Raw genomic sequence first — 23239 nt, 5'->3', positions numbered from 1 at the left:
GCCCCGGGTGTCAGCCGCTGAGCGCCTGATGCAGCCGCTCGAAGCGGGCGCGGTAGTCGCGCCTTGCGGCCACCGCCTGCTCCAGCGTCACCCGCTCGAAATGGGCGCTCTGGTTGGGCTGCATCTGGCCGACCTTGTCCAGGTCGGCGCTGATGACCGTGCCTATCATGGCGTAGCCGCCGCCGGACACCGCGTCGCGGTGCAGGATGATGGGCTCCACGCCAGCAGGCACCTGGATGGAGCCGATGGGATAGCAGGCGTCGACGATGTTCGACGGGTCGGCGCCCGCGCCGAAAGGCTGTTCGCGGGCGCGAAAGCGCAGCGGGCGGCCCTGCTTGTAGCGGTAGCCGATGCGGTCGGCTTCCGAGGTCACGGTCCAGACGTCTTCATAGAAGGCGGCGGCGGACTCGGGCTCCAGCCGGTGGTCGTACAGGCCCGGCAGCACGCGCAGCGTTTGCGTCTTGGGCGGAGCCTCGGCCAGCGCAGCCGGCAGTTCGCGGCCCACGCGCGTGCGGATGGAGGCCCGGCCCACTGCCAGCCGGTCGCCGGCCTGCAGCTTGCGGCCTTCATGGCCGCCGATGGCGCCCAGCGCATAGGTCGAGCGGCTGCCCAGGACCACAGGCACGTCGATGCCGCCGGCGACCGCGAGGCAGGCGCGGGCGCCGGCCTGCACGAAGTCGAACGACAGCCGGCTGCCGGCCTGCACCGCCAGCGCCACGTTGCAGGCCTGCGCCACGCCGTCGATCTTGGGGATCATGCTGGCGCCCGTCACGGCGATTACGGCGGCGCGGTGGAACATCAATTCGGGGCCGAGCAGCGTGCATTCCAGCACGGCGGCGTCGGCGGCGTTGCCCACCAGCAGGTTGGCGGCCGCCAGCGCGTACTGGTCGAGCGCGCCGGACGGCGGTATGCCCAGGTGGTAGTAGCCCTGGCGGCCCGTGTCCTGCACCGAAGTGGCCAGGCCGGGCTTGATGACTTCGATGATGGGATCGTTAGGCATGGAGCGTCTCCAGCAGTTGGGCGTTGCAGGCATCGGGGGCGCGCTGGAACTCGGCCAGCGAGAACGACACGGGCCGGATGCGCAGCGCGAAGCTGCCAGCCTCGACCTGCGCCGCGGCCTGGTCGTACTCGTCGCGGGTGATGGGCTTGAACTTCACGATGTCGCCCGGGCGGAAGAACACCATGGAATCGCGCAGATGCGCCTGGCGCTGGGCCGGCTCGAAGATCGGCGCGGGCGTGACGCCGAACATCTGGTAGCCGCCCGCGCCGCGCACCGAGTAGATGCAGCCGAAGCAGCCGCCGTGTCCCACCGTGTGCTTGGGCGTGTCGGTGCGGGGGCGCAGGTACTTCGGAACTTGCAGCTGGCGCTCGCGCTCCACCATCTGGTACATGAAGGGCAGCCCGGCCACGAAGCCCACCATGGACACGAACCAGGGCGAGCCGGAATGGGCGTCGATGAAGCCCTGCACCGAGTCGTGGCCGTTGATGCGGGCCGCGTATTCCAGATCGGTGGACGCCGGATCCTGATGCCTTTCGCGAAACCGCATCAGGGTCTCGTGGGTCCAGGGATCGTTGTAATACACCGGCACTTCGATGATGCGGGTCGCCAGCGTCAGGTTGGCCAGGTCCATGCCCGCCTCCAGTTCGCGCAGCAAGGCCAGCAGGGCGTCCGGCGCGATGCGGTCGGGGTCGTACCGCACCTGGTAGGACGCATTGGCCGGGCAGATCTCGGTCACGCCGTCGACCGCGCGTTCGCGCAGCGCCCGCGTGATCGCCATGCCCTTGAAAAAGGATTCCAGCGACATGTCCTCGCTGATCTCGACGAAGATGAACTCGTCGCCGCCGTGGGTGTAGCGCAAGCTCATTGGTTGTCCTCCCGGTCCCTTTGCATCCAGGCCTCAAGATAATTGGTGTGGTAGCGGCCCGCCAGCACGTCCGCATCCTCCAGCAGCTCGCGGTGCAGCGCCAGCGTCGAATGCACGCCGGCGAGTTCGACTTCGTCGAGCGCGCGCGCCATGCGCGCCAGCGCCGCCGCGCGGTCCTCGTCCCAGACGATCAGCTTGGCCAGCAGCGAGTCATAGTAGGGCGGCACGGCGCAGCCCGGATACAGCATCGAGTCCACGCGCACGCCGGGGCCGCCGGGCCAGCGCACGTGTTCGACCCGGCCCGGGCTGGGCGCGAAGTTGCGCGTGGGGTCTTCGGCGTTGATGCGGCATTCGATCGCCGCGCCGCGGATGGCGATGTCCTGCTGGCGCCAGCGCAGCGGCTCGCCGTCGGCGATGCGCAGCATTTCGCGCACCAGGTCCACGCCCGTGATGGCTTCGGTGATGGGGTGCTCGACCTGGATGCGGGTATTCATCTCGATGAAATAGAACTCGCCCGCGCCGCGGCTGTCGTCATACAGATACTCCAGCGTGCCTGCGCCACGGTATCCGACCGAGCGCGCCAGTTGCGCCGCCGATTCGCACAGTTTCTGCCGGGTGGCGGGGGCCAGGGCGGGCGAGGGCGCTTCTTCCAGCACCTTCTGCCGGCGCCGTTGCAGGGAGCATTCGCGTTCGTACAGGTGGACGGCGTTGCTGCCGTCGCCCAGGACCTGAACTTCGATGTGGCGGGCGCGCGGCAGATAGCGTTCCAGGTACACGCCGGCTTCGCCGAAGGCCGCCTGTGCCTCGGCCTGGGCCTGCGGCATCTGCGCGCGCAGTTCGGCTTCGTCGCGCACCACGCGGATGCCGCGTCCGCCGCCGCCCGCGGCCGCCTTGATCATGAGCGGGTAGCCGATGACGGCGGCATGGGTCAGGGCTTCATCCAGCGACGACAGCACGCCCTCGCTGCCCGGTACCGTCGGCACGCCGGCCTTCTGGGCGCAGGCGCGCGCTGCAGCCTTGTCGCCCATCGTGCGGATGGTGGCGGCATCGGGCCCGACGAAGATCAGGCCGGCGTCGCTCACGGCCTGCGCGAATGCCGCGTTTTCCGACAGGAAGCCGTAGCCGGGATGTACCGCCTGGGCGCCGGTGCTGCGGGCGGCGTCCAGCAGCGCTTCGGTATTCAGATAGCTGCGCGTCGCGTGCGAGGGGCCGATGAGTACCGCCTCGTCGGCCATGCGCGTGGCCAACGCGTCGCGGTCCGCCTCGCTGTACACGGCGACGGTGCGCATGCCCAGTTCGCGGGCGGCGCGGATGATGCGCAAGGCGATTTCGCCGCGGTTGGCGACCAGCACCTTGTGGAGGTGGCGCGGCCGGTAGGGGAGATGGATATCGGACATGGCGCGGCCTATCCCTCGATGCGCAGCAGGGGCTGCCCGGCTTCCACCGGTTCGCCGTCTTCGACGAGGATTTCCGCCACCACGCCGCCGGTGGGCGTTTCGATCTGGTTGAACTGCTTCATGACTTCGACGATGCCGATCACGGCGCCGGCGGCGACCGTGGCGCCAGGCTCCACGAAGGGGGCCGCGTCGGGGCTGGGGCGGCGATAGAAGGTTCCGGGCAGGGGGCTGGGAATATCGTGCAACGGCATGGGTTTCTCCTTGGAATGTTGTTTGGGCGGCAGGCGGTTCAGGGGCCGGTCACGCTGGGCGGCGCGATCCGGATGCCGTGGGTTTCCAGCTTCTCGCGGGTGGCGCGCACCAGGGACAGGGCGCCGGGCGTGTCGCTGTGTATGCAGACAGAATCGAAGTCGATGGCGATGTCCTTGCCTTCGACCGTGCGCACGCGTCCCTCGGTGCAGGCGCGCAGCACCTTTTCGGCGACCAGGGCGGGGTCCAGCGGCTGGGTGTAGCGGGTGAAGACGATGGAGCCGCCGGCGTCGTAGTCGCGGTCGGCGTAGAACTCGCGCACCACGGGCTGGTTCAGTTCGCGCGCCAGGCGGTAGGTGACCGAGCTTTCCATGCAGTACAGCGCCAGCGTGGGCTCCAGTTCCTGCAGCGTTTCGATCAGGCGGCGCGACAGGGCTTCGTCGCGGGCGGCCTGCATGTACAGCGCGCCATGCGGTTTGACGTGTTGCAGGCGCAGTCCGTGCAGCCGGGCGAATTCGCGCAGCGCGCCCAGCTGATAGACGATGTCGTGCACCAGCGCTTCGGCGCTTTCGCGCATGTCGCGCCGGCCGAAGCCGACCAGGTCGCGAAAACCGGGATGGGCGCCGATGCAGACGCCGTGTTCGCGGGCCTGCAGCACCGTGCGGTTCATGATCCGCGGGTCGCCGGCATGGAAGCCCGTGGCGATGTTGGCCGAACTGATCAAGGGCATGATCGCTTCGTCCACGTCGTCCCCGATGGTCCATGGGCCAAATCCTTCCCCCATGTCCGAGTTGAGGTCGATGCTGCGCTTGCTCATTGCGGGAGGCTCCTTCTTGTCGCTCGCCGCATCCGGCGCGGCGTGTGACGTGAACATTAGCCAAGCCTCAAGGGGATAAAAAGATCTTTTTATTGATCTGTGGATATCTGTTTTTTAGATAAGCGTCCGTCCCGTTGGCGGCCGCGTTTCGAAGATTTCTCTATGAAAAATAAGGGATACCCCTGATGGGGCGGATGGGGATGCGCAAAGAATATGCAGATATCCTGAGGGGAAGATATCGATTAAACAGATAAGGCTAGACATGTCGATTACCCTACGCCAGCTCAAATACTTCATCGCCGCGGCCGAACTGGGCCAGATTTCGCAGGCGGCGATCCAGCTGGCGATATCCCAGTCGGCCATCACCAGCGCCATCCGCGAACTGGAGGAAACGGTGGGCACGGCGCTGTTCCAGCGCGGCGCCCACGGCGTGACGCTGACCCACAGCGGCCGCACCTTCCTGAACCACGCCTACAACATCCTGTCCTCGGTCGACGAAGCCCTGCGCATGCCGGCGGCGGCGGAAGAGGTCTCGGGCCGCCTGCTGCTGGCGGCGTCCTATACGGTGATCGGCTACTTCCTGCCGTATCACCTGCAGCGGCTGTCGCAGCTGTATCCCCGTTTGGACATCCAGCTGCACGAACTGAACCGCAGCGCCATCGAGGAAGGCCTGATCGCGAACCGCTATGACATGGCGGTGCTGTTGACCTCCAACGTCGCTAACCCGGATCTGGCGGTGGAGCATTTCTTCGGCTCGCCGCGACGCCTCTGGCTGCCGGCCAGGCATCCCTTGCTGGCGGCGGACGCCGTGACCCTGGAGGACGTTTCGCGCGAGCCCTTCATCATGCTGACCGTGGACGAGGCGGCCTACACCGCCTTGCGCTACTGGAACGAAACCCCTTTCAAGCCCGACGTGAGGCTGCGCACCTCATCCGTCGAGGCGGTGCGCAGCATGGTGGCCAACGGCAGCGGCGTGGCCCTGCTGTCGGACATGGTCTACCGGCCCTGGTCGCTGGAAGGCCGGCGCATAGAAACGGTCCAGCTGAAGGACCCGATTCCGCCGATGAACGTGGGGCTGGCCTGGCGCCGGGGCGCGGAAGTATCGCCCGCGATGCAGGCGGTGCGGGACTATTTCCGGCATGCGTACATGGCGCAGCGGGGCGGGGCGGGCTGAGCCCACGCCAACGGTTCGAACCATCTTCCAAATCGATCCGCCAGGCCGTCGGCGCCTCGCGGCAGGGGCTGCGCATGCCTGCGCGACCCCGTGAAATCCCTCATGCGGATAGGCCGTAAAACGATTGCCGTTTGAATATTCACTGATGTATATATCAATGTATGCATTGATGTGAACAGAAGTCGGGCCTGCCCGTGCCGCTTCTTGCCTTCCCGAGTTGGTTCCCGCCCATTCAGAGAGAAGAAGGAATATCCATGACGCAGCTCCACGGCGCCCGCATCCGGGCGAACGCGGAATCGGCAGGCCCGGATCCGGTCGGACTGGATCACGTGGGGCTGTACGCGCACGACATGGGGGCGGCCGCCGCCTTGTACGAACGGCTGGGGTTTCAGCTGACGCCGCTGTCACAGCACTCCGGCACCCACGCCGTCACGCGCGAAGTGGTCAAGGCCGGCATCGCCAACCGTTGCGCCATGCTCGGCCACGGCTACATCGAGTTGGTCGCGGTGGTGGACCCGGCGCTGGACTTGCGCGGTATTCCCGACGGTTTGGCCCGCTATGCGGGCATGCACATCATCGCCTTCGATACTGCCCAGCCCGAGCAGCGCATCGCCGCGCTGCGCGAGGCCGGCTTTGCGGCCGAACCCGGCGTGCTGCAACGCTACATAGGCACGCCGCAAGGCCCCAAACTGGCGCGGTTCAGCCAGGTGCGCACGTCGCGCGACGCGATGCCTGAAGGCCTGATCCTGACCCTGCGCCACGAGACTCCCGAACTGCTCTGGCAGGAACGCTACCTGTCCCATCCCAACGGCGCCCGCGCGCTGGCGGCGGCCATCGTCGCGGTGGAGGATCTGGACGAGGCGGCGGCGCGCTATGAGCGCTATCTGGGCGTGGCCAGCACGCGGCGCGAGGGCGAGGCCTGGTTCCGACTGCATTCGGGATGGTTGGGGCTGACAACACGCGACGCTCTGCGGTCGCGCCTGCCGGGATGCGAGATTCCGGTGCTGCCGCGCCCGGCCGCGCTTGCCGTGGAAGTGGCCGACCTGTCCCGCACCGCTGCCGTGCTCGAGGCCAATCGCCTTCCCTACCTCCGCGCCAACGATCAATTGCGGGTGGCGGCCGAACATGCGGGCGGCGCAAGCCTCATTTTCTGCGCCGGCGCGGCCTTGCCCTGGGATTGCGCGGAGCGCTGATCCGGCGGGCAGTCTGCAGTACCGATATCCAGCTAGTACTTCAAATAAAACAGGAGCAGCAGCATGATAGGTATCGCAAATCCGAAGCGCCGCGTCCGGCGGGGGATCCTGGCAGCCGCAGCGCTGGTGACGCTGAGCGCCGCTGGCGGCGCGGCGAACGCGGCGGAGAAAGTCACGTTCGCCTACGGCACCAACATTTCGCTTTCCAACGCTCCCACGCTGATGGCGGTGGGCATGGGCTACTTCAAGGAAGCGGGCCTGGACGTACAGGCGACCTTCTTTCAGGGGGCCGCGGTGATGCTGCCGCAGGTCACGCAGAAGCACATCACTTTCGGCTGGATCACGCCGGATCCGCTGGTGATCTCGCGCCAGCCGGGCCGCGATCCCCTGCCGGTCAAGATGTTCTACAACGGCATCTACCTGTCGCCGTTCGACGTCGTCGTCACCAAGAACAGTCCGGTCCAGTCGCTTGCCGACCTCAAAGGCAAGAAGATCGGCGTGGGCGCCATGTCCTGGGGCAACCTGGCGGTCACCAAGGCGATGATGAAGAAGATCGGGCTGGAACTGCAGCGCGACTATGAGTTCGTGCCCGTGGGCGTGGGCGCGACGGCGTTGCGCGCGGTCAGCGATGACAAGGTGCAGGCGCTGAATCTGTTCGATACGTTCCACGTGCAGATCGAACAGATGGGCGTCGAGCTGCGCCGCCTGCCCATGGGCCAGAACTATCGCGAACTGTTCTCCAGCGGCTGGATCGCGCACGAGGATACCCTGCGCGACAAGCCGCAACTGGTAGTGGCGTTCGCGCGCGCCGCGGCCAAGGGCGTGGTCGCCTGCAACGCCAATCCGGAAGCCTGCGTGAAGAACTTCTGGACCCTGTATCCGGCCACCAAGCCGGCCGAGGGGAGCGAGGAGAAAAAGCTGGCGGACGCCGTGCAGATCCTGAAGGTGCGCCTGGCCACCATGCTGCCGGAACAGGGCGCCGGGAAGATGGGCTACTACACCGAGCAGTCCTGGAAGGACTATGTAGAGGTTTTGCACGAAGGCGGACAGCTGAGCACCGGCAACGTGGACGTCAAGCCGCTCTACACCAACGAGTTCGTCAAGGACATCAATGATTTCGACGCCGCGGCCGTGGTGGCAGCGGCCCAGCAGCTCAAGTAGATGCGAGCCGGAATCCCTATGAACTCCCTGAATCTATCCCTGGTGGAAGGCGGGCGCTCGCCAGCGCGTCCGGACGCCGCCGGCCGCCCCTTGCTGACGGCCGACAATGTGAGCGTGGTCTACCGCAGCAGCAAAGGACCGATCACCGCCGTCGACAATCTGTCGCTGCAGTTGGGCGCTGGTGAATTCGTGTCGGTGCTGGGGCCGTCTGGTTGCGGCAAGTCCACGCTGGTCAAGGTGTTCAGCGGTCTGCTGACGCCTTCCAGCGGCAAGGCCTTGCTCAGCGGCACGCCTATCGACAAGCCGCGCGGCGACGTCGGCATCGTGTTTCAACAACCCACGCTGCTGCCCTGGAAAACGGTGCTGGACAACGTGCTGGTGCCGATCCGCGCCTTGCGCAAGGATACCGAGGCCGGCACCGCCCGGGCGCTGGAACTGTTGCGGCTGGTGGGCCTGGAAAAGTTCGCGAGCAACTACCCCAGCGAGCTGTCGGGCGGCATGCAGCAGCGCGTCGGCATCGCCCGCGGCCTGGTGCATGACCCGGCGCTGCTGCTGATGGACGAGCCGTTCTCCGCGCTGGACACCATGACCCGCGACCGCATGAGCATAGAGCTGCAGCGCATCTGGATGGCCACGCGCAAGTCGGCCTTGTTCATCACGCACAGCATTGCCGAAGCGGTGTTCCTGTCGGACCGGATCGTGGTGATGTCGGCGCGCCCGGGGCGCATCATCCGCGAGATTTCCGTGAACCTGCCGCGGCCGCGGACGCTGGCGACGCTCAACGACCCCGAGTTCACGCGCCTGTGCGCCGAACTGCGGGAACTGTTCGATCAGTTGGTGAAGTTCGACTAGCGGAGACGTTCGTGTCCCGATCCATCAAATCCATACTCTATCCCTTGATCACCGGGGTGCTGCTGGTGATCCTGTGGTTCGTCAGCATCCGCGTGTTCTCGGTGCCCAACTACCTGCTGCCCGCGCCCGAATCCGTTTTGCAGGCGCTCAAGACCGGCTATATCGACGGCCAATACTGGCCGCACTTTCTGTTCACGCTGCAAAGCACCGTGTACGGCTACCTGATAGGTTGCGGGCTGGCTCTGGTGGTGGGAACCATCCTGGCCGAGTCCGAGACCTTCGAGCAGTTCATCTATCCCTACATCATCGCCCTGCAGTCCACGCCGAAAGTGGCGATCGCGCCCTTGCTGCTGGTCTGGTTCGGCTTCGGCATGGCCTCCAAGGTCGTGATGGTGGCCTTGATGAGCTTTTTCCCGATGTTCATCAACACGGTGGTGGGCATACGCCAGGCCGACCCGGCCATGCTGGATCTGATGAAGGCCTTTGGCGCCTCGCGCAGCCACGTGTTCTTCCACGTCAAGCTGCCCGCGGCCTCGGGTCACATTTTCGCCGGCCTGCAGATCTCGGTGGTTCTCAGCCTGATCGGCGCGGTGGTGTCGGAGTTCATCTCGTCCAGCAAGGGGCTCGGCTATCTGATCCAGTCGGCCTCGGTCAACATGGACGTTGCCACCATGTTCGCCTGCCTGTTCAGCCTGGTGTTCATCGGCCTGACGGGCACCAACCTGATCCGCTACCTGCACCGCAAGCTGGTGTTCTGGGACAAATCGACCTCGGCCACCGTGCAGGCCGAGTAGGCGCACAGGAGAACTCATCCATGGAATTCCATCAATGCTACGCGCTCGACTATGGCCGGGCGCGCGACAAGTTCCGGGCGGCAGCCGCGGGCGCAGGCGGACGCCTGGCCGAGTACACGCACGCCGGCGCGCGGGCGCCGGGCGGCACGGCGCTGGTGACCGACGTGGCCTGCTTCGGCCGCGCCGACGCGCCGCGCCGCCTGCTGGTGATCAGCGGCACGCACGGACTCGAGGGCTTCTTCGGCTCGGCCGCGCAGATCGCGTGGATGCTGGGCGGCGGCCCCGCGGCGCTCGACCCGGACGTGGCGGTGGTCATGGTGCATGCCATCAACCCCTGGGGCTTCGCGCACCTGAGCCGCACCACTGAAAACAACGTGGACCTGAATCGAAACTTCATCGGACATGAGGGAGCGCCGCCCGCCAACCCCGACTATGCGCTGCTGCATCCGCTGCTGCTGCGCGACGAATGGAGCCGCGCGGAGGTTGCGGCCGCGCAGCAGGCCATGGAGGATTTCGCGGCCAGCCATGGCGAGGATCGCTTGTACGACACGCTGGCGCGCGGCCAGTACTCCCATCCGGACGGCCTGAACTACGGCGGCAAGGGACGGGAATGGTCCAACCTGACGCTGGAGCGCATTGTCCGCGACCACCTGGCCGGCGCGGGCAAGGTCGCCCTGATCGATTGGCATACGGGCATAGGCGGATACGGCGAGCCGTTCTTCCTGTGCTTCAACGAGGAGGGCGGGCCGCTGCATGACCTGGCGGTGCAGTGGTGGGGCAAGGAGCGCATCGTCGGCCAGCGGCCGCACGGCAAGTCGCGCCCGAATTATCAAGGCCTGTTGTTCTATGGCGTGCAATCCTTCCTGGGCGACGTGCCGATGTGCGGCGCCGTGATCGAGTTCGGCACGCGCGGCTGGCACATGCGCCGCTTGCTGCGTCTGGACCTGTGGCTGAAATTCAAGGCGGACCCGGAGAGCGAGCGCTACGAGATGCTGCGCGCGGACCTGCTGGACTCGTTCTGCCCGGTGGACCAAATCTGGCGCGAAGGGACGCTGCGCCACTCGCAGGAGATCACGCGGCAGGCGGTGGAGGGGCTGACGGGCTGGAAGGATGCATGATGGCCGCATCCGCCAACCTGGGCGTGCTGTTTTCGCCGGACCACGACGCGAGCGCCGTCGCCCTGATCGACCTGGGCGGCGAGGCCGGACCGCGCACTTATACCTATGGCGAGCTTGATGCGCAGGCCGACGGCGTGGCGCGCGGGCTGCGGGCGCGCGGTTTGGCCCCGGGCGCGCGGGTGGCGATCCTGTCGGCCAATCGCATGGAGTTCCTGGCCGCCTATCTGGGAATCATGCGCGCCGGCTTGGTCGCGGTGCCGGTGAACCACCGGCTGCCAGCGGCAGGCATCGAGTTCATCCTGCAGGATTGCGGCGCCAGCCTGGTGTTCTGCGACGCGTTGCGGCGCGGACTCTGCACGGCGCAATTGCCGATGGTCGAGTTCGGGGCGGACGGCCCTGAAGGCTATGCCGCGTTCCTTGTTCCCGGCCCCTGGGAGGCAGAGCCCGTGGTCCCGGGGCAGGCCGCCTTGTTCCTTTACACGTCCGGGTCCACCGGTCGTCCCAAGGGCGTGATGCTGTCGCACGCTGGCTACCTCTGGACGGTGCGCCAGCGCATCGCGGCGACGGATTACTCAGGCCACCGCTTCCTGGTGGCGGCGCCCCTGTATCACATGAATGCGCTCAACACCGTCAAGCTGGCGCTCGCGGGCCGGGGCAGCCTGGTGCTGATGCCGCAGTTCGAACCCGCGGGCTATCTGGACGCGATACCGCGCTACCGCTGCACCTGGCTGACCGCGATACCCACCATGATCGCGTTGCTGGCCCGCGAGACCGCGCTGGCGGCGCAGACGGACCTGTCCTCGGTGGTCATGGTGCGGCTGGGGTCCGAGCCGCTCACGCAACGCATCGCCGACAGCGCGCGCGCCATGTTTCCGCGCGCGGCCATCGGCAACGGCTACGGCGCGACCGAAACCGGCGCGCTGGTGTTCGGCCCGCATCCCGACGGGCTGGCGCAGCCGGTGTTGTCCGTCGGGTATCCGCACCCGGCGGTGCAGGTGAGGCTGGTCGACGGCGACAACCTCGACGCCGCGGCAGGCGTGCTGCAAGTCCGCTCCGCGGCCCTGATGCTGGGCTATCACGCCTTGCCGCAGCAGACCGCGGCGGCCATGACGGAGGACGGCTTCTATATCACCGGCGACGTGATGCGTCGCGACGAGAACGGCTTCCATTACTTCGTGGGCCGGGCCGATGACATGTTCGTTTGCGGCGGCGAAAACATCTATCCCGGCGAGGTCGAGAAGATGCTGGAGCGTCATCCCGCCATTTTCCAGGCTTGCGTCGTGCCGCTGCCCGATGCGCTCAAGGGCATGAAGCCGGTTGCGCTGGTGGTGCTGCGTCCCGATGCGGTCTTGTCCGAACGGGAGGTCAAGGACCACGCGCTGGCTCATGGGCCGGCCTATCAGCACCCGCGGGCGGTGCGCTTTGTCGACGAGATGCCCGTCAGCAGCACGGGCAAGGTCAACCGCAAGGCGGCCGCGCGGCTGGCCGCCGAGCTGATGTTCAACCCAACCATCCTCAATCAGAGCAAGGAGCATCCATGAAGGCAGTAGTCATTCACGGACATGGCGGTCCGGAGGTCATGCAATATGACTCCGCGTTCCCCGATCCGAAGGCGGGCGAGGGCGACGTGATCCTGCGGGTCAAGGCGACGTCGATCAACTATCACGACGTCTTCACGCGCCGGGGCATGCCGGGCATCAAGCTGGATTTCCCGGTCATCATGGGCCTGGACGTGGCCGGCGAGATCGTCGAGGTCGGCCCGGGCGTCGAGGGCTGGGCGGTGGGCGACCGGGTGCTGGTCGATCCCATCAACCGCGCCGAGGGCGGCCTGATGGGGGAAACCGTCCACGGGGGCCTGGCGGAGCTGTGCAAGGCGCGCGTGCACCAGCTGATCCGCATCCCGGACGGGGTGAGCTACGAGCAGGCGGCGGCCTTGCCGGTGGCCTTCGGCACGGCCTACCGGATGATGCACACCATAGGCCAGGTCCAGGCCGGGGAAAAAGTGCTGGTGCTGGGTGCCAGCGGCGGCGTGGGCGTGGGCTGCGTGATGCTGGCGAAGATTGCGGGCACCGAGGTCGTCGCCTGCGCCAGCAGCGAGTCCAAGATGCAGCGCCTGCGCGAACTGGGCGCCGACCATGTCATCAACTACTCGCAGGCGGATTTCGCCCGCGCCATCTACGAACTCTATGGCAAGCCGCACCGTCGCAAGTTCGATGGCGGCGTCGACGTCGCCGTGAACTTCACCGGCGGCGATACCTGGGTCAAGTCCATGCGCTGCCTGCGGCGCGGCGGCCGGCTGCTGACTTGCGGCGCCACCGCGGGCTACGACCCGCAGACCGATCTGCGTTTCATCTGGACCTTCGAGCTGAACATCCGCGGCTCCAACGGCTGGATGCGCGAGGATCTGGATGCCTTGCTGGCGCTGGTGCAGTCGGGAAAGATGCAGGTTCCGGTGGACCGCGTGCTGAGCCTGGATGAGGCGGGCGAGGCGCTGCGCCTGATCGAGGATCGCGAAGTCATGGGCAAAGTGGTGGTGACGCCATGAGCGAAGTGATGACGATCGAAGAAATGCAGCAGCGTCTGCAGCGGGCCCCCTTCAACAGCTTCATGGGGCTTACCGTGCTGTCCGCCGACTACGACAGGCAGGAGATCGTGATGCAGATGAAGCTGCGTCCGGAATTCGAGCGCATGGCGGGCAGCGGGCAATTTCATGGCGGCGTGATCGCGGCGATGATAGACGCGGTCGGCCAGTACGTGCTGATGATGATGCTGGGCAAGCCGCTGGCGACCATCAACTTCCGCACGGACTATCTGCGTCCGGCCACCAACACCAGCCTGCGCGCCGTGGGCCGGGTGCTGCGCATGGGCAAGAGCATATGCGTGTCGGATGTGGAGGTGCGCGACGATGCCGACAAGCTGGTGGCGGTAGGCCGCGCCAACTACGCCACGCCATCCTGAACGCGGCCGGAGCCATTACAATCATCAACGCTTGCCCCCCTCTGATCGAGGCCGAATTCGCAGCCGCGGCGAACGTGATCCGCTCGCCGCCGCGCCGTCTCCCGCCGTGATGCCCGGCGGCCGGCGCAGGCTTCCGCAGCCCAAGACGAAAACAATGAACATGACAAGCATTGAACCGGCGGAAAAAGGTCGACGCGCTTTCTCGCACGTGCTGGAGAAGCTGCGCGAGATGGTGATTTCCTATGAAATCAAACCCGGCGAACGCCTCAACGAGGTCGCCCTGGCCGAACGCCTGGGCGTCAGCCGCACGCCGGTGCGGGAGGCCTTGCATCTGCTGGCGCGAGACGGTTTCCTGGAGGAAGCCGGACGCGGCTATGTGCGGCGCCAGCTGAATCTCAAGGAAATGATCGATCTCTACGAGACCCGCGAGGTGCTGGAACTCGCCTGTCTGCAACTGGCCTTCGAGCGCGCCACGCCGCAGAAGCTGGATGCGCTGGAGGCTTTCCTGGCGGACAGCCGCAGCAAGTCGCCGGACCTGCCGGTCACGCAGCTCGTGCACCTGGACGAAACTTTCCACCAGATGCTGGCGGAGATGTCGGGAAATCTGGAATTGCAGCGGGTGTTGGGCAACGTGAACGAACGCATCCGTTTCATCCGCTGGATCAACATGGAACGCATAGGGCGCGACAAGACCCAGGCTGAGCATGTTGCGATACTGGCCGCCCTGCGCGCGGGCGATCTCGCCGCCGCGCAGCGGAACCTGCGCAGCCATATTTCCAAGCGTACCGAACAGATCAAGGAATCGATCGCGCAAGGGTTGGCCCGGATCTACCTGGACGGGGTCGAAGACCTGCACGACGCCTGAAAAGGAACACACAATGAGAACATCCTTGCTTTTCCTGGCCGCCATCGTGACGGGCTGCGCCAGCGGTTCCAGCGACCTGCTGACCGAATCGAAGGTGGCCGCCATCAAGCTCAACGTCACCACCTACGAAGAGATGGTGCGGGACTACGGCCCGCCCCGCTCGCAAGGCGTCGGCCGCGATGGGCTGACGACGGCCACGTGGTTCTATTTCGACAACAGCGCCTATGGCGCGATGGACAACCAGCAGACGCTGACCGTGATCTTCAACAAGGACCGCACGGTAAAGGACTATGTGAACGCGTCCGCCGGGTCCGGCAAAAGCCGCTAGGCTGCGCAGGGGGCTGCGGCCCTGGGGGTCAGAGCACGAGCTTCAGTCCGATCGCGAACATGGCCGCGGCGACGCAGCCGTCCAGCACCCGCCACGCATTGGGATTGGCGAAGACCGGCCGCAGCAGGCGCGCGCCGTAGCCCAGCGCAAAGAAGAAGGCGAACGACGCCGATATCGCGCCCAGCGCGAAGGCGGTCTTGTGGCCGTCGTACTGGCTGGAGACCGAGCCCAGCAGCACCACGGTGTCCAGATACACGTGCGGATTGAGCCAGGTCAGGGCCAGGCAGGTCGCCAGCGCGGCGGCGCGTCCCGCGGTCTGGGTGGACGAGGGCGTGAGGCTGTCGTGGCGGGCGCGCAGCGCCGATATCAGGCTGCGCGCGGCATAGGCGAACAGGAATAGCGCGCCGCCGTAGCGCAGCGCGGACTCGAGCCAGGGCAGGGCGCCTACCGCCAAGCCGAAGCCGGCCACGCCGGCGCTGATCAGGATGGCGTCGGACAGGGCGCAGGTCAGGCAGACGGCAAAGACATGTTCCTGGCGCAGGCCTTGGCGCAGTACGAACGCGTTTTGCGCGCCGATCGCCATGATGAGGCTCAGGCCGAGCAGGAATCCGGGAATGTAGGCGGTGGTCATCGTCAACCTTGGATCAAGGGCGACAGACTAGCCTTGGACGCAAGATTAGGAAAACTAATTACCCTAATCCTTATTTAGCTGACCTAATTCAGCGCAGATTCCGGCAGCCAGAGAATGGCCGACGATGGCGGCAAGGGACCGGCGTTGTCCGATGCCGCCAGCAGCGATGCGATACCTTCAACTGCCGCCCTGGTCGGCAGCGCGCAGGATGCCGTACAGCTTGTCCTTCAGGTGCAGTTTTTCCTTCTTGAGCACTTCGACCTCGTTGCCCGACGCCGGCTGGATACCGGCCTCCATGTTCTTGATTTCCTGGTCCAGGTCATTGTGACGCTGGAACAGCGCGGAGAAATGCGCGTTTTCGGATTTCAGTTGGGTAATGAGGTGGCGGTATTCAGGGAACATAGGGGCCTCTTTAAAGAACCGGTTGATGGGCACTGCGGGAAACCGGGGAACCTGATGATCCATAAAGCTTTCGATTCCATGACACGCCAACCCCGCGCCCTTGTCAACCATCCGGGTGCATGCCTTCCGTCTGAGAATTGATACCGCGCAAAGCGGGGGCAGGGACGCCATTCTGTCGCGCCTGATCACGTTTTATTACATTGAGATCCGTCCCCGGCGATAAACTCGCTTCCCCGTGGTCTGCCATAAATTTGAAATGAATCAGCGCGCGTCCATCCTTCGCCAGGTCTTACAGCTTTTCAAGCAGGACGGCAGGATCCACCCGGGTACGGGCATGATGAGCGGCGTGATCGCGCTGTTCCTGGCGATCCTGGCGGTCCTGGGCGTCCTGGCGTTTCACTTCCCCGCCTACCTGACCACGCCGGAGCTGCGCAGCTTCTACAACGTGGACGCGATGCGGGGCCTGCTGTTCACCGCGCTGTTGATTTCGGGCACCATCGCGCTGGCCAACACCGTGCTGGGTCGGCAGCGCTGGCTGAACATCGCCGCTTTCGTGCTGGTGTGCGGCGCGGTGGCCGCCGGCGGCAGCAACGTGGTGGTGACCACGTCCAACACCGGCCACCATCCCTACCTGGGCCTGGACTGGTTCATCCTGGACCTGCTGGCTTCCAGCACCGTCTTCATCATTTTCGAGAAGCTGTTCCCGCTGTACCCGGGCCAGCCGGTGTTCCGCGGCGAATGGCAGGTGGACATGAAGCACTTCCTGTTCAACCACCTGTCGGTGGGGGCGGTGCTGCTGTGCATCAACTTTTTCGTGCACCGGCTGTTTTCCTGGGCGGCCTACGAGCCGCTGCAACAGGCCATCGTGTCGCTGCCTTACCTGGTGGAGCTGTTCCTGGCCGTGCTGGTGGCTGACCTGGTGCAGTACGCGGCGCATCGCGCCTATCACGAGGTGCCGTTCCTGTGGCGCATCCATGCGGTGCACCACAGCACCCGCACCCTGGACTGGCTGGCCGGTTCGCGGCTGCACATCGTCGAATTGCTGATCACGCGGGTCGCGGTGCTGGGCGTGCTGTTCGCGCTGGGCTTTTCCAAGCCGGTGCTGGACGCCTACATCATCATCGTCGGCTTCCAGGCGGTGCTGATCCATTCCAACGTGAGGCTGCCCTGGGGCTGGTTGCGCTACATCATCGTGACGCCGGACTTCCACCATTGGCACCACTCCTCGGATACCGAGGCCATCGACCGCAACTACGCCGCCCACTTCTCGTTCATCGATTACGCGTTCGGCACGGCGGTGCGCGGCGTGAGCAAGCGCCTGCCCGAGAACTACGGCATCCTGGACAACGACATGCCAGGCACGTTCCTGGCGCAGCAGGCCTACCCGTTCGCCCGCAAGAAATGAAACGGCGGCGCGCCCGGAGCGCGCCGCCGTGGAAGTCCGCGCCAGCCGGTCACGCGCCTGGGCGCGGCCGGCGGGGACCTTACCTGCTGCCCTTGACGGTGGAGTAGGCCGCCATCAGGTTGCGATAGTCGGGGATGTGGTTGGAGAACAGCGTCCCCAGGCCTTCGATGTCGTTGCGCCAGTCGCGGTGCAGCTCGCAGGCCACGCCGAACCAGCTCATCAGCTGCGCGCCGGCCTGTTCCATGCGGCTCCAGGCGGCATTGCGGGTCACCTCGTTGAAGGTGCCGGACGCGTCGGTCACGACAAACACCTCAAAGCCTTCCTCCAGGGCCGACAGCGCCGGGAAGGCCACGCAGACCTCGGTGACGACGCCGGCGATGATCAGCTGCTTCTTGCCGGTGGCCTTGACGGCCTTGACGAAGTCCTCGTTGTCCCAGGCGTTGATGTTGCCCGGGCGGGCGATGTAGGGCGCCTTGGGGAATTTGTCCTTCAGTTCCTGCACCAGCGGGCCGTTGGGGCCGTCTTCGAAGCTGGTGGTCAGGATGGTGGGCAGCTTGAAATAGTCGGCCAGGTCGGCCAGCGCCAGGACGTTGTTCTTGAACTGGTCGGGCTGGAAGTCCCGGACCAGGGACAGCAGGCCCACCTGGTGGTCGACCAGCAGCACCGCGGCCTGGGTCTTGTCGAGTTTCACATAGGGCTTGGTCATTGCGTACTCCATGAGGGAATTGCGCGCCCTGCGGCGCGCGGGGAACATCCGGGCGGACTCAACGTTGCGAGTCGAGCTGTTCGCCCTTCTTGATGACTTCCTGGGCCCGGTTGTAGCTTTCGATCAGCAACTGGTAGGGCGGGAAGATCTTGGTGTAGACCTCGGCCCACTTGGCCGCGTCTTCGCGGTGCCAGGTCTTTTGCAGTTCGGCCGCGACGGCGCCCGTGTCCATGGGTACGACGCCGGCCTGGACCACGCGCGCCAGGGTGATTTCCTGGGCCATCTTGCTGTAGGTGCCCGAGGCGTCGACCACCACGAAGACCTTGTAGCCCTCGGCCACCGCGCTGATGGCGGGGAACGCCATGCAGACGCTGGTGATGGTGCCGGCAATGATCAGGGTCTTGCGGCCGGTCGCCTTGACCGCGGCAACGAATTCAGGATTGTCCCAGGCATTGATTTCGCCCTTGCGCGCGACATATTTCGCGTGCGGGGCGTTTTCATGGATTTCGGGAATCAGCGGGCCGTTGGGGCCCTGCGGCACGGAGGCCGTGGTGATGACGGGCAGCTTCGCCAGGGTGGCCATGGAAGCCAGCGCGCCGGCGAGCGAGCGCAGCTCGGTCATCGGCATGTCGGCAACCGTCTGGAACAGGCCGCTTTGATGGTCGATCAGCAACATGACCGCATCGTTGGGATCGATGACGGGGCGCTGGCCATTGAAGTTGGCGGGGACGCTCATGGTGTGCTCCTGGTGACGTGGGGCTAATCATCCTAGGAGCAACGCGGGCGGCTGGGTAGGCAGGAAAAATGGGTTTCTGCGTCCCACTCGTCGGACGCTGCGCGAGCATGCTGCTACTTCAAGGTGGGCAGCTTGTGGCGCACTTGCGTGTCGTGTTCGCGCTTGGCCACGTCCTGATACTCCGAGCTCAGGAAATCCAGCAGCTCCCGCACGCCGGGCAGCAGGCCGCGGCGGGACGGGAAAATGGCATGCACGCTGCCCGCTTCCGGCTGCCAGGGGGCGCCCACGTCCACCAGGGTGCCTGCGTCCAGTTCGTCGCGAATCATGAGCAGGGGCAGGGCGACCACGCCCACGCCGCGCAAGGCGGCCTGCTTCAGCGCCAGCATGTCATCCGTCACCAGCCGTGGCGTGAACGGCACGACGATGCGCGCGCCGTCCGGCCCGTCCAGCCGCCAATGGGATTCGCGCTGTTCCGTGCCCAAGGCCAGCGTGGGCAGTTCGTTCAGGGCTTGCGGATCCGCAGGCAGCTTGATGCTGCGCGCCAGCGCCGGACTGGCCACCAGGCACTGGCAGCTCATGCCCAGCGGTTTCATGATGAGGTCGCTGCTCTCGATGGGGCCGAAGCGCACGCGCACGGCGATGTCGAAGCCCTCGCGCAGCACGTCCACGGGGCGGCTGAAGCTCTTCAGGTAAACGTGGACCTTGGGGCAGCGGACCATGAAGCGGGCCACCAGGTCGCCCAGGAAGTAGTAGATCAGCGCAGGCGGCGCGCTCAAGCGTATGGTGCCGGCAGGTTCGGCGCGGGTGCGGTCGATGACTTCCTGGGCGGCTTCCGCGCCTGCCAGCATCGACAGGCATTGCTCGTAATATTCCTGACCCAATTCGGTCACGGCGAAGCTGCGCGTGGAACGCTGGATGAGCCGCACGCCCAGCCGGTCTTCCAGCAGCGCAATGCGCCGGCTCAGGCGGGATTTTGGTATGCCCAGCGCTCGCCCTGCGGGTGCGAAGCCGCCGTTCTTGACGACCTGGACGAAGTAATAGAGGTCATTCAAGTCATGCATCGCTTCCCCGCTGTTCTGAAAATAGGACGTCAAGGGGAGCATATAACGGCTGCGGCGCCGTGCGGGCAGGTTTTCTTTTACATTTGAGCGTACCCTCAGGAGCCACCATGCCAGCTTCCGACCTCGCGGCGCTTGCCCGCGAAATCAAGGCGGCGCAGGACCATGCCTCTTACATTGCGCCGGTCACGGCACGGCGTCCGCGCTTCGACCTGGATGCCGCCTATGACGTGGCTGCTCGCATCCATCAGGCGCGGCTGGCCGAAGGCGCGCTGCTGGTCGGCCGCAAGATAGGTTTCACCAACGCCGCGATGTGGGCGGCGCTGGGCGTGGAATTTCCGGTGTGGGGGCGCGTCTATGAACACAGCGCGGTCTATGACGACACCGGCGAAGTCCATTGCCGCTTGGGCCGCTATGTCGAGCCGCGCATCGAACCCGAGATCGTGCTGCATTTCCATTGTGCACCGCCGCGCACGCGGGAGCCGGCCGCCATATTGGAATGCGTGGATTGGATCGCCCATGGGTTCGAACTGGTGCAGTCGCACTATCCCGCCTGGCAGTTCCAGGCCGCCGATACCGTGGCGGACAACGCCTTGCATGGCGCGCTGTACATCGGGCCGCTGATGGAGCCGGCCGAGCTCGGCCCGGGCCTGATCGAACGGCTGGCGGACTTCCGGGTGGAACTGTCCTGCAACGGCATCCGCCGTGAAACCGGTACCGGCGCCAACGTGTTGGGCAGTCCGCTGGCGGCGCTGGCCCATCTGCTGGAGGTGGTCGGGGAACGCCCGGCCGACGAGGCGATCCAGGCGGGCGAACTGGTCACGACCGGCACGTTGACCAAGGCCTATCCGGTGCACGCGGGCGAAACCTGGAGCACCAGGCTCGACGGCATCGGCTTGCCGGGCCTGCGCATCGTGTTCGACGAGTGAGCCCGCGCCGGTTGCCGACGCGCAGGGGACGCTAGGCGCTGGCGCGCTGGTTCAAGGTCAGCGGGAACACTTCCTGGCGCGCGGCGGGCGCGCCGCCATTCAGGCGTTGCAGCAGCAGTTCTCCAGCGCGGGCGCCCAGCTTGCGGCTGTCCACGCCGATGGTGCTCAGGCCGGGCTCGATTTCGCGGGCGATGTCGGTATCGCCGAAACCCAGGATGGCGATGTCGCGCGGAATCGCCAGCTTGCGGTCGCGCGCCTCGAACAGCGCGCCCACCGCCAGCAGGTCGTTGGCGCAGAACACGGCGTCGAAGGCCTGGCCCATGGCGAGCAACCGGCCCAGGGCCGCGCGTCCGTCGGCGATGGTTTGCGCATTGTCCACGGCCAGTTCCGCCACCACCTGCAGGCCCAGTTCGGCAGCGGCGGCATTGAAACCCTGGCGCCGCAGTTCGCCGCGGCCGCCCTGGCGCGCCACGAAGGCGACGCGGCGATAGCCGCGTTCGGCCAGATGGCGCGCGGCCATGACGCCGCCGTCATAGTTGGAAAAGCCCACCAGCATATCGATCGGGTCGCGCGGATAGGCCCAGGTCTCCATGATGGGGATGCCCAGCTCGCGCAGCGACTGGCGGTTTTCCTCGAGCTCGATAACGCCGGTGAACAGCACCGCCGCGGGCCGCAAGGCGCGCAGCGACGCGATCATGCTGGTTTCCTTGGCGTAGGAATACGAGGTCTGCCCGACCATCAATTGATAGCCCTGCGGCTCCAGCACTTCGGCGCAGCCCTGCACGGCCAGCGCGAACTGCTGGCTGAGGATGTTGGAGACGAACGCCGCCACCACGCTGGACTGCCCGGAACGCAGGGCGCGCGCGTGCGGATTCGAGGCATAGCCGGTCTGCGCCACCACCTGCAGGATGCGGTCGCGCTTTTCCTGAGCCACTTTCTCGGGCTGGCGCAAGGCCCGCGACACCGTGATGGGCGATACGCCCGCCAGCCTGGCCACTTCCTCGATGCGCGGCGGCTTGGCGGGGGCGGCCGCGCGCGCGGGCGCGGCGGCGCCCTCGGGACGCACGCGCAGCACGTCGTCGTAGGTGGGGGCGGAAGGAGGCGCGGGCCGGTGGGTCATGCGGTTTCTTTTGATTGTTCCGGGATCAGGCGGCAGGCGTCAGGATATCAGCCTGGCCGACGGGACGCGCAACCTGGATCAGGCTGTCGCCGGATTCGCAGTCGGTATGCAGCCGCCGCGAAATCACGATACCCGATACCCGGAAGCGCAGGACTTCCTCTTCCGTGTCCAGCTGGTTGAGGTCATGGTAGTAGCCCGCGACGTCGCCCGCGCGCACGCTGGCTCCGATGTCCACCGCCGGCTCGAACCAGCCGCGCCGGGTGGCGAAGATGTTCTGTTCGTGGCTGTCCAGTTCCAGCAGCTGCATGGCGGGCGCGCCGGGCTGGTGCGGGCCGAGCACGGGTGCGTCGGTCACGCCCAGCTTCTGCAGCAGGTTGTCGATGGCGCGCTGGGTCGCGGCCAGTGTGGCGGGTGTCAGCGTGCCGCCGCCGCCGAACTCGCCGCTGATGCCGATCGCGCCGGCGCGCGCGGCCGCCGCCATGGAGGTGGGCGCATCGCGGCCATTGGCGGCGACGAAGGCGTGGCCCATGCCCAGCGAGCCCATCAGGTCCAGCGCGCGCGCCATGCGCCCGGGCGAGTCCTGGCGCTCGATCAGGGCGGTGGGCAGGTGCGCCATCGAGGTGCCGCCGGAATGGATGTCGAACACCACGTCGTGGCGCGGGAACAGTTCGTGTTCGAGGAAGTGCGCCAGGCGCTCGGTCGGGGTGCCGCCGGGCACGCCGGGGAAGGCGCGGTTGAGGTTGCCGTTATCCAGCGGCGAGCGCCGCCGCGCCGCCATCACCGCAGGCAGGTTGGCGAGCGGCAGGATGGTGACCTCGCCGCGCATGCGGGCGGGATCCAGGCGGCGGATCAGCCGGCCCAGGGCGACTTCGCCTTCGTATTCGTCGCCATGGTTGCCCGCCATGAGCAGCACGCGCGGGCCGCTGCCGTTGCGGATGCGGCAGATGGGCGTCTTGATCTGGTAGTAAGGCGAACGGTCCACCGAGTAGGGGGTGCCCAGGAAACTGAGCGCCTTGCCGTCGGCATCGAAATCTATGTCGTGAAACAGGCCGGTATGCATGGGGAGATACAACAGCGCCGCGCGAGGCGGCGCGAAGAGGGATCGGAAGGCCGCAGCAAGGCGCGCTTAGCGCAGCGCGGCGACCGCGGTCATTTCGACCCGCAGGTCGGGGTCGGCCAGGCGGGCCTCGACGCAGGCGCGGGCCGGCGGATTGGCGGGGTCGACCCAGGCGTCGTAGACGCTGTTCATGGCGTCGAAGTCGCCGATGGCGGGCAGGAACACGTCCACGGCCAGCAGGCGCGATTTGTCGCTGCCGGCCTCGGCCAGCAGCGCTTCGATCTTGGCCAGCACTTCGCGGGTCTGTGATTCCAGCGAGCCCTGGCGATTGTCGGCCACCTGGCCGGCGATGAACACGAAGCCGTTGTACGAGACGGCCTGGCTCATGCGCGAGCCGGATTTGTAGCGTTTGATCATGCGAGTC

Annotated in this window: 26 protein-coding genes; 13 read left to right on the top strand and 13 right to left on the bottom strand. The window is 66.4% G+C overall.

All coding sequences use genetic code 11. The features are described 5' to 3' along the window. Nucleotides 1-10: 10 nt before the first annotated feature. From N5C88_RS13455 to N5C88_RS13435, 5 genes are read right to left on the bottom strand one after another with little or no spacing between them, the layout of a single operon-like run. Complete coding sequence (locus tag N5C88_RS13455; RefSeq protein WP_059379576.1) at nucleotides 11-1000, bottom strand: biotin-dependent carboxyltransferase family protein; 990 nt, start codon at nucleotides 998-1000, stop codon at nucleotides 11-13. Further along, complete coding sequence (locus N5C88_RS13450) at nucleotides 993-1865, bottom strand: carboxyltransferase domain-containing protein (protein WP_118933711.1); 873 nt, start codon at nucleotides 1863-1865, stop codon at nucleotides 993-995. Before N5C88_RS13450 ends, N5C88_RS13455 begins: the two co-directional genes overlap by 8 nt. Beyond that, complete coding sequence (locus N5C88_RS13445) at nucleotides 1862-3262, bottom strand: acetyl-CoA carboxylase biotin carboxylase subunit (RefSeq protein WP_280015470.1); 1401 nt, start codon at nucleotides 3260-3262, stop codon at nucleotides 1862-1864. The genes N5C88_RS13450 and N5C88_RS13445 overlap by 4 nt, the downstream gene beginning before the upstream one ends. 8 nt (nucleotides 3263-3270) lie before the next feature. Continuing rightward, nucleotides 3271-3513: an acetyl-CoA carboxylase gene (locus N5C88_RS13440; protein WP_013395528.1), complete on the bottom strand. Its 243-nt coding sequence runs from the start codon at nucleotides 3511-3513 to the stop codon at nucleotides 3271-3273. 38 nt (nucleotides 3514-3551) lie between these two features. After that, nucleotides 3552-4328 carry a 5-oxoprolinase subunit PxpA gene (locus tag N5C88_RS13435; protein ID WP_280015469.1) on the bottom strand — a complete coding sequence of 259 codons (777 nt, stop codon included), beginning with the start codon at nucleotides 4326-4328 and terminating at the stop codon, nucleotides 3552-3554. A 262-nt stretch (nucleotides 4329-4590) separates the two neighbouring features. On the opposite strand from N5C88_RS13435, the gene N5C88_RS13430 reads away from it, so the two are divergent. The 11 genes from N5C88_RS13430 (at nucleotide 4591) to N5C88_RS13380 (ending at nucleotide 14771) form a co-directional block, all read left to right on the top strand. After that, entirely contained in the window at nucleotides 4591-5502 is a 912-nt protein-coding gene (locus N5C88_RS13430; protein ID WP_118933714.1) for a LysR family transcriptional regulator, read from the top strand. A gap of 254 nt (nucleotides 5503-5756) precedes the next feature. Further along, on the top strand, nucleotides 5757-6695 hold the full coding sequence (locus tag N5C88_RS13425; RefSeq protein ID WP_280015468.1) for a VOC family protein: 939 nt from the start codon (nucleotides 5757-5759) through the stop codon (nucleotides 6693-6695). A 63-nt stretch (nucleotides 6696-6758) separates the two neighbouring features. Next, the gene (locus N5C88_RS13420) at nucleotides 6759-7856 is read left to right on the top strand and encodes an ABC transporter substrate-binding protein (RefSeq protein ID WP_118933716.1); all 1098 of its coding nucleotides are present in this window, start codon (nucleotides 6759-6761) and stop codon (nucleotides 7854-7856) included. A gap of 18 nt (nucleotides 7857-7874) precedes the next feature. Further along, nucleotides 7875-8708: an ABC transporter ATP-binding protein gene (locus tag N5C88_RS13415; protein ID WP_251881197.1), complete on the top strand. Its 834-nt coding sequence runs from the start codon at nucleotides 7875-7877 to the stop codon at nucleotides 8706-8708. A gap of 11 nt (nucleotides 8709-8719) precedes the next feature. Next, on the top strand, nucleotides 8720-9502 hold the full coding sequence (locus N5C88_RS13410; RefSeq protein ID WP_118933718.1) for an ABC transporter permease: 783 nt from the start codon (nucleotides 8720-8722) through the stop codon (nucleotides 9500-9502). Nucleotides 9503-9522: 20 nt separating this feature from the next. Further along, nucleotides 9523-10620 (top strand): M14 family metallopeptidase, encoded by a 1098-nt coding sequence (locus tag N5C88_RS13405; RefSeq protein ID WP_059379567.1) that lies wholly within the window; start codon nucleotides 9523-9525, stop codon nucleotides 10618-10620. Continuing rightward, a complete protein-coding gene (locus N5C88_RS13400; RefSeq protein WP_280015467.1) occupies nucleotides 10617-12161 on the top strand; it encodes a class I adenylate-forming enzyme family protein in 1545 nt (514 codons plus the stop codon). The genes N5C88_RS13405 and N5C88_RS13400 overlap by 4 nt, the downstream gene beginning before the upstream one ends. Beyond that, a complete protein-coding gene (locus N5C88_RS13395) occupies nucleotides 12158-13165 on the top strand; it encodes a zinc-binding dehydrogenase (RefSeq protein ID WP_280015466.1) in 1008 nt (335 codons plus the stop codon). Before N5C88_RS13400 ends, N5C88_RS13395 begins: the two co-directional genes overlap by 4 nt. Next, nucleotides 13162-13578, top strand: coding sequence for a PaaI family thioesterase (locus N5C88_RS13390; RefSeq protein ID WP_059379564.1), 417 nt, complete (start codon nucleotides 13162-13164; stop codon nucleotides 13576-13578). Before N5C88_RS13395 ends, N5C88_RS13390 begins: the two co-directional genes overlap by 4 nt. Nucleotides 13579-13732: 154 nt before the next feature. After that, nucleotides 13733-14443, top strand: coding sequence for a GntR family transcriptional regulator (locus tag N5C88_RS13385; RefSeq protein ID WP_118933721.1), 711 nt, complete (start codon nucleotides 13733-13735; stop codon nucleotides 14441-14443). Between the two features lie 13 nt (nucleotides 14444-14456). Then, nucleotides 14457-14771: a hypothetical protein gene (locus N5C88_RS13380; protein ID WP_059379562.1), complete on the top strand. Its 315-nt coding sequence runs from the start codon at nucleotides 14457-14459 to the stop codon at nucleotides 14769-14771. A gap of 28 nt (nucleotides 14772-14799) precedes the next feature. Here N5C88_RS13380 and N5C88_RS13375 read toward each other — a convergent pair whose 3' ends face one another. Together N5C88_RS13375 and N5C88_RS13370 are read right to left on the bottom strand one after the other, a co-directional pair. Next, nucleotides 14800-15402, bottom strand: coding sequence for a LysE/ArgO family amino acid transporter (locus N5C88_RS13375; RefSeq protein WP_118933723.1), 603 nt, complete (start codon nucleotides 15400-15402; stop codon nucleotides 14800-14802). Nucleotides 15403-15579: 177 nt separating this feature from the next. Continuing rightward, entirely contained in the window at nucleotides 15580-15804 is a 225-nt protein-coding gene (locus tag N5C88_RS13370; RefSeq protein ID WP_013395499.1) for a YdcH family protein, read from the bottom strand. A gap of 256 nt (nucleotides 15805-16060) precedes the next feature. On the opposite strand from N5C88_RS13370, the gene N5C88_RS13365 reads away from it, so the two are divergent. Then, nucleotides 16061-17209, top strand: a complete 1149-nt coding sequence (locus N5C88_RS13365) for a sterol desaturase family protein (RefSeq protein ID WP_059379554.1) — start codon at nucleotides 16061-16063, stop codon at nucleotides 17207-17209. A gap of 79 nt (nucleotides 17210-17288) precedes the next feature. Here N5C88_RS13365 and ycaC read toward each other — a convergent pair whose 3' ends face one another. The 3 genes from ycaC to N5C88_RS13350 form a co-directional block, all read right to left on the bottom strand. After that, nucleotides 17289-17915, bottom strand: coding sequence for an isochorismate family cysteine hydrolase YcaC (ycaC, locus tag N5C88_RS13360; RefSeq protein ID WP_118933728.1), 627 nt, complete (start codon nucleotides 17913-17915; stop codon nucleotides 17289-17291). Between the two features lie 58 nt (nucleotides 17916-17973). Continuing rightward, a complete protein-coding gene (locus N5C88_RS13355; RefSeq protein WP_054457838.1) occupies nucleotides 17974-18651 on the bottom strand; it encodes a hydrolase in 678 nt (225 codons plus the stop codon). A gap of 113 nt (nucleotides 18652-18764) precedes the next feature. After that, nucleotides 18765-19712 carry a LysR substrate-binding domain-containing protein gene (locus tag N5C88_RS13350; RefSeq protein WP_059379552.1) on the bottom strand — a complete coding sequence of 316 codons (948 nt, stop codon included), beginning with the start codon at nucleotides 19710-19712 and terminating at the stop codon, nucleotides 18765-18767. Between the two features lie 107 nt (nucleotides 19713-19819). On the opposite strand from N5C88_RS13350, the gene N5C88_RS13345 reads away from it, so the two are divergent. Further along, nucleotides 19820-20638: a fumarylacetoacetate hydrolase family protein gene (locus N5C88_RS13345; RefSeq protein WP_059379551.1), complete on the top strand. Its 819-nt coding sequence runs from the start codon at nucleotides 19820-19822 to the stop codon at nucleotides 20636-20638. Between the two features lie 31 nt (nucleotides 20639-20669). Here N5C88_RS13345 and N5C88_RS13340 read toward each other — a convergent pair whose 3' ends face one another. The 3 genes from N5C88_RS13340 to N5C88_RS13330 all read right to left on the bottom strand — a co-directional run bounded on the left by N5C88_RS13340 (nucleotide 20670) and on the right by N5C88_RS13330 (nucleotide 23232). Next, on the bottom strand, nucleotides 20670-21758 hold the full coding sequence (locus N5C88_RS13340; RefSeq protein WP_059379550.1) for a LacI family DNA-binding transcriptional regulator: 1089 nt from the start codon (nucleotides 21756-21758) through the stop codon (nucleotides 20670-20672). A gap of 25 nt (nucleotides 21759-21783) precedes the next feature. Beyond that, entirely contained in the window at nucleotides 21784-22818 is a 1035-nt protein-coding gene (locus N5C88_RS13335) for a succinylglutamate desuccinylase/aspartoacylase family protein (RefSeq protein WP_280015465.1), read from the bottom strand. A 66-nt stretch (nucleotides 22819-22884) separates the two neighbouring features. Then, the gene (locus N5C88_RS13330) at nucleotides 22885-23232 is read right to left on the bottom strand and encodes a RidA family protein (protein ID WP_059379548.1); all 348 of its coding nucleotides are present in this window, start codon (nucleotides 23230-23232) and stop codon (nucleotides 22885-22887) included. Between the last annotated feature and the right edge of the window lie 7 nt (nucleotides 23233-23239).

The organism is Achromobacter sp. GD03932 (assembly GCF_029839485.1).
Taxonomy (GTDB): Bacteria; Pseudomonadota; Gammaproteobacteria; order Burkholderiales; family Burkholderiaceae_B; genus Achromobacter; species Achromobacter bronchisepticus_A.
Note: the sequence above shows the minus strand (reverse complement) of the source record. Positions and strands in the feature narration are given on the sequence as shown.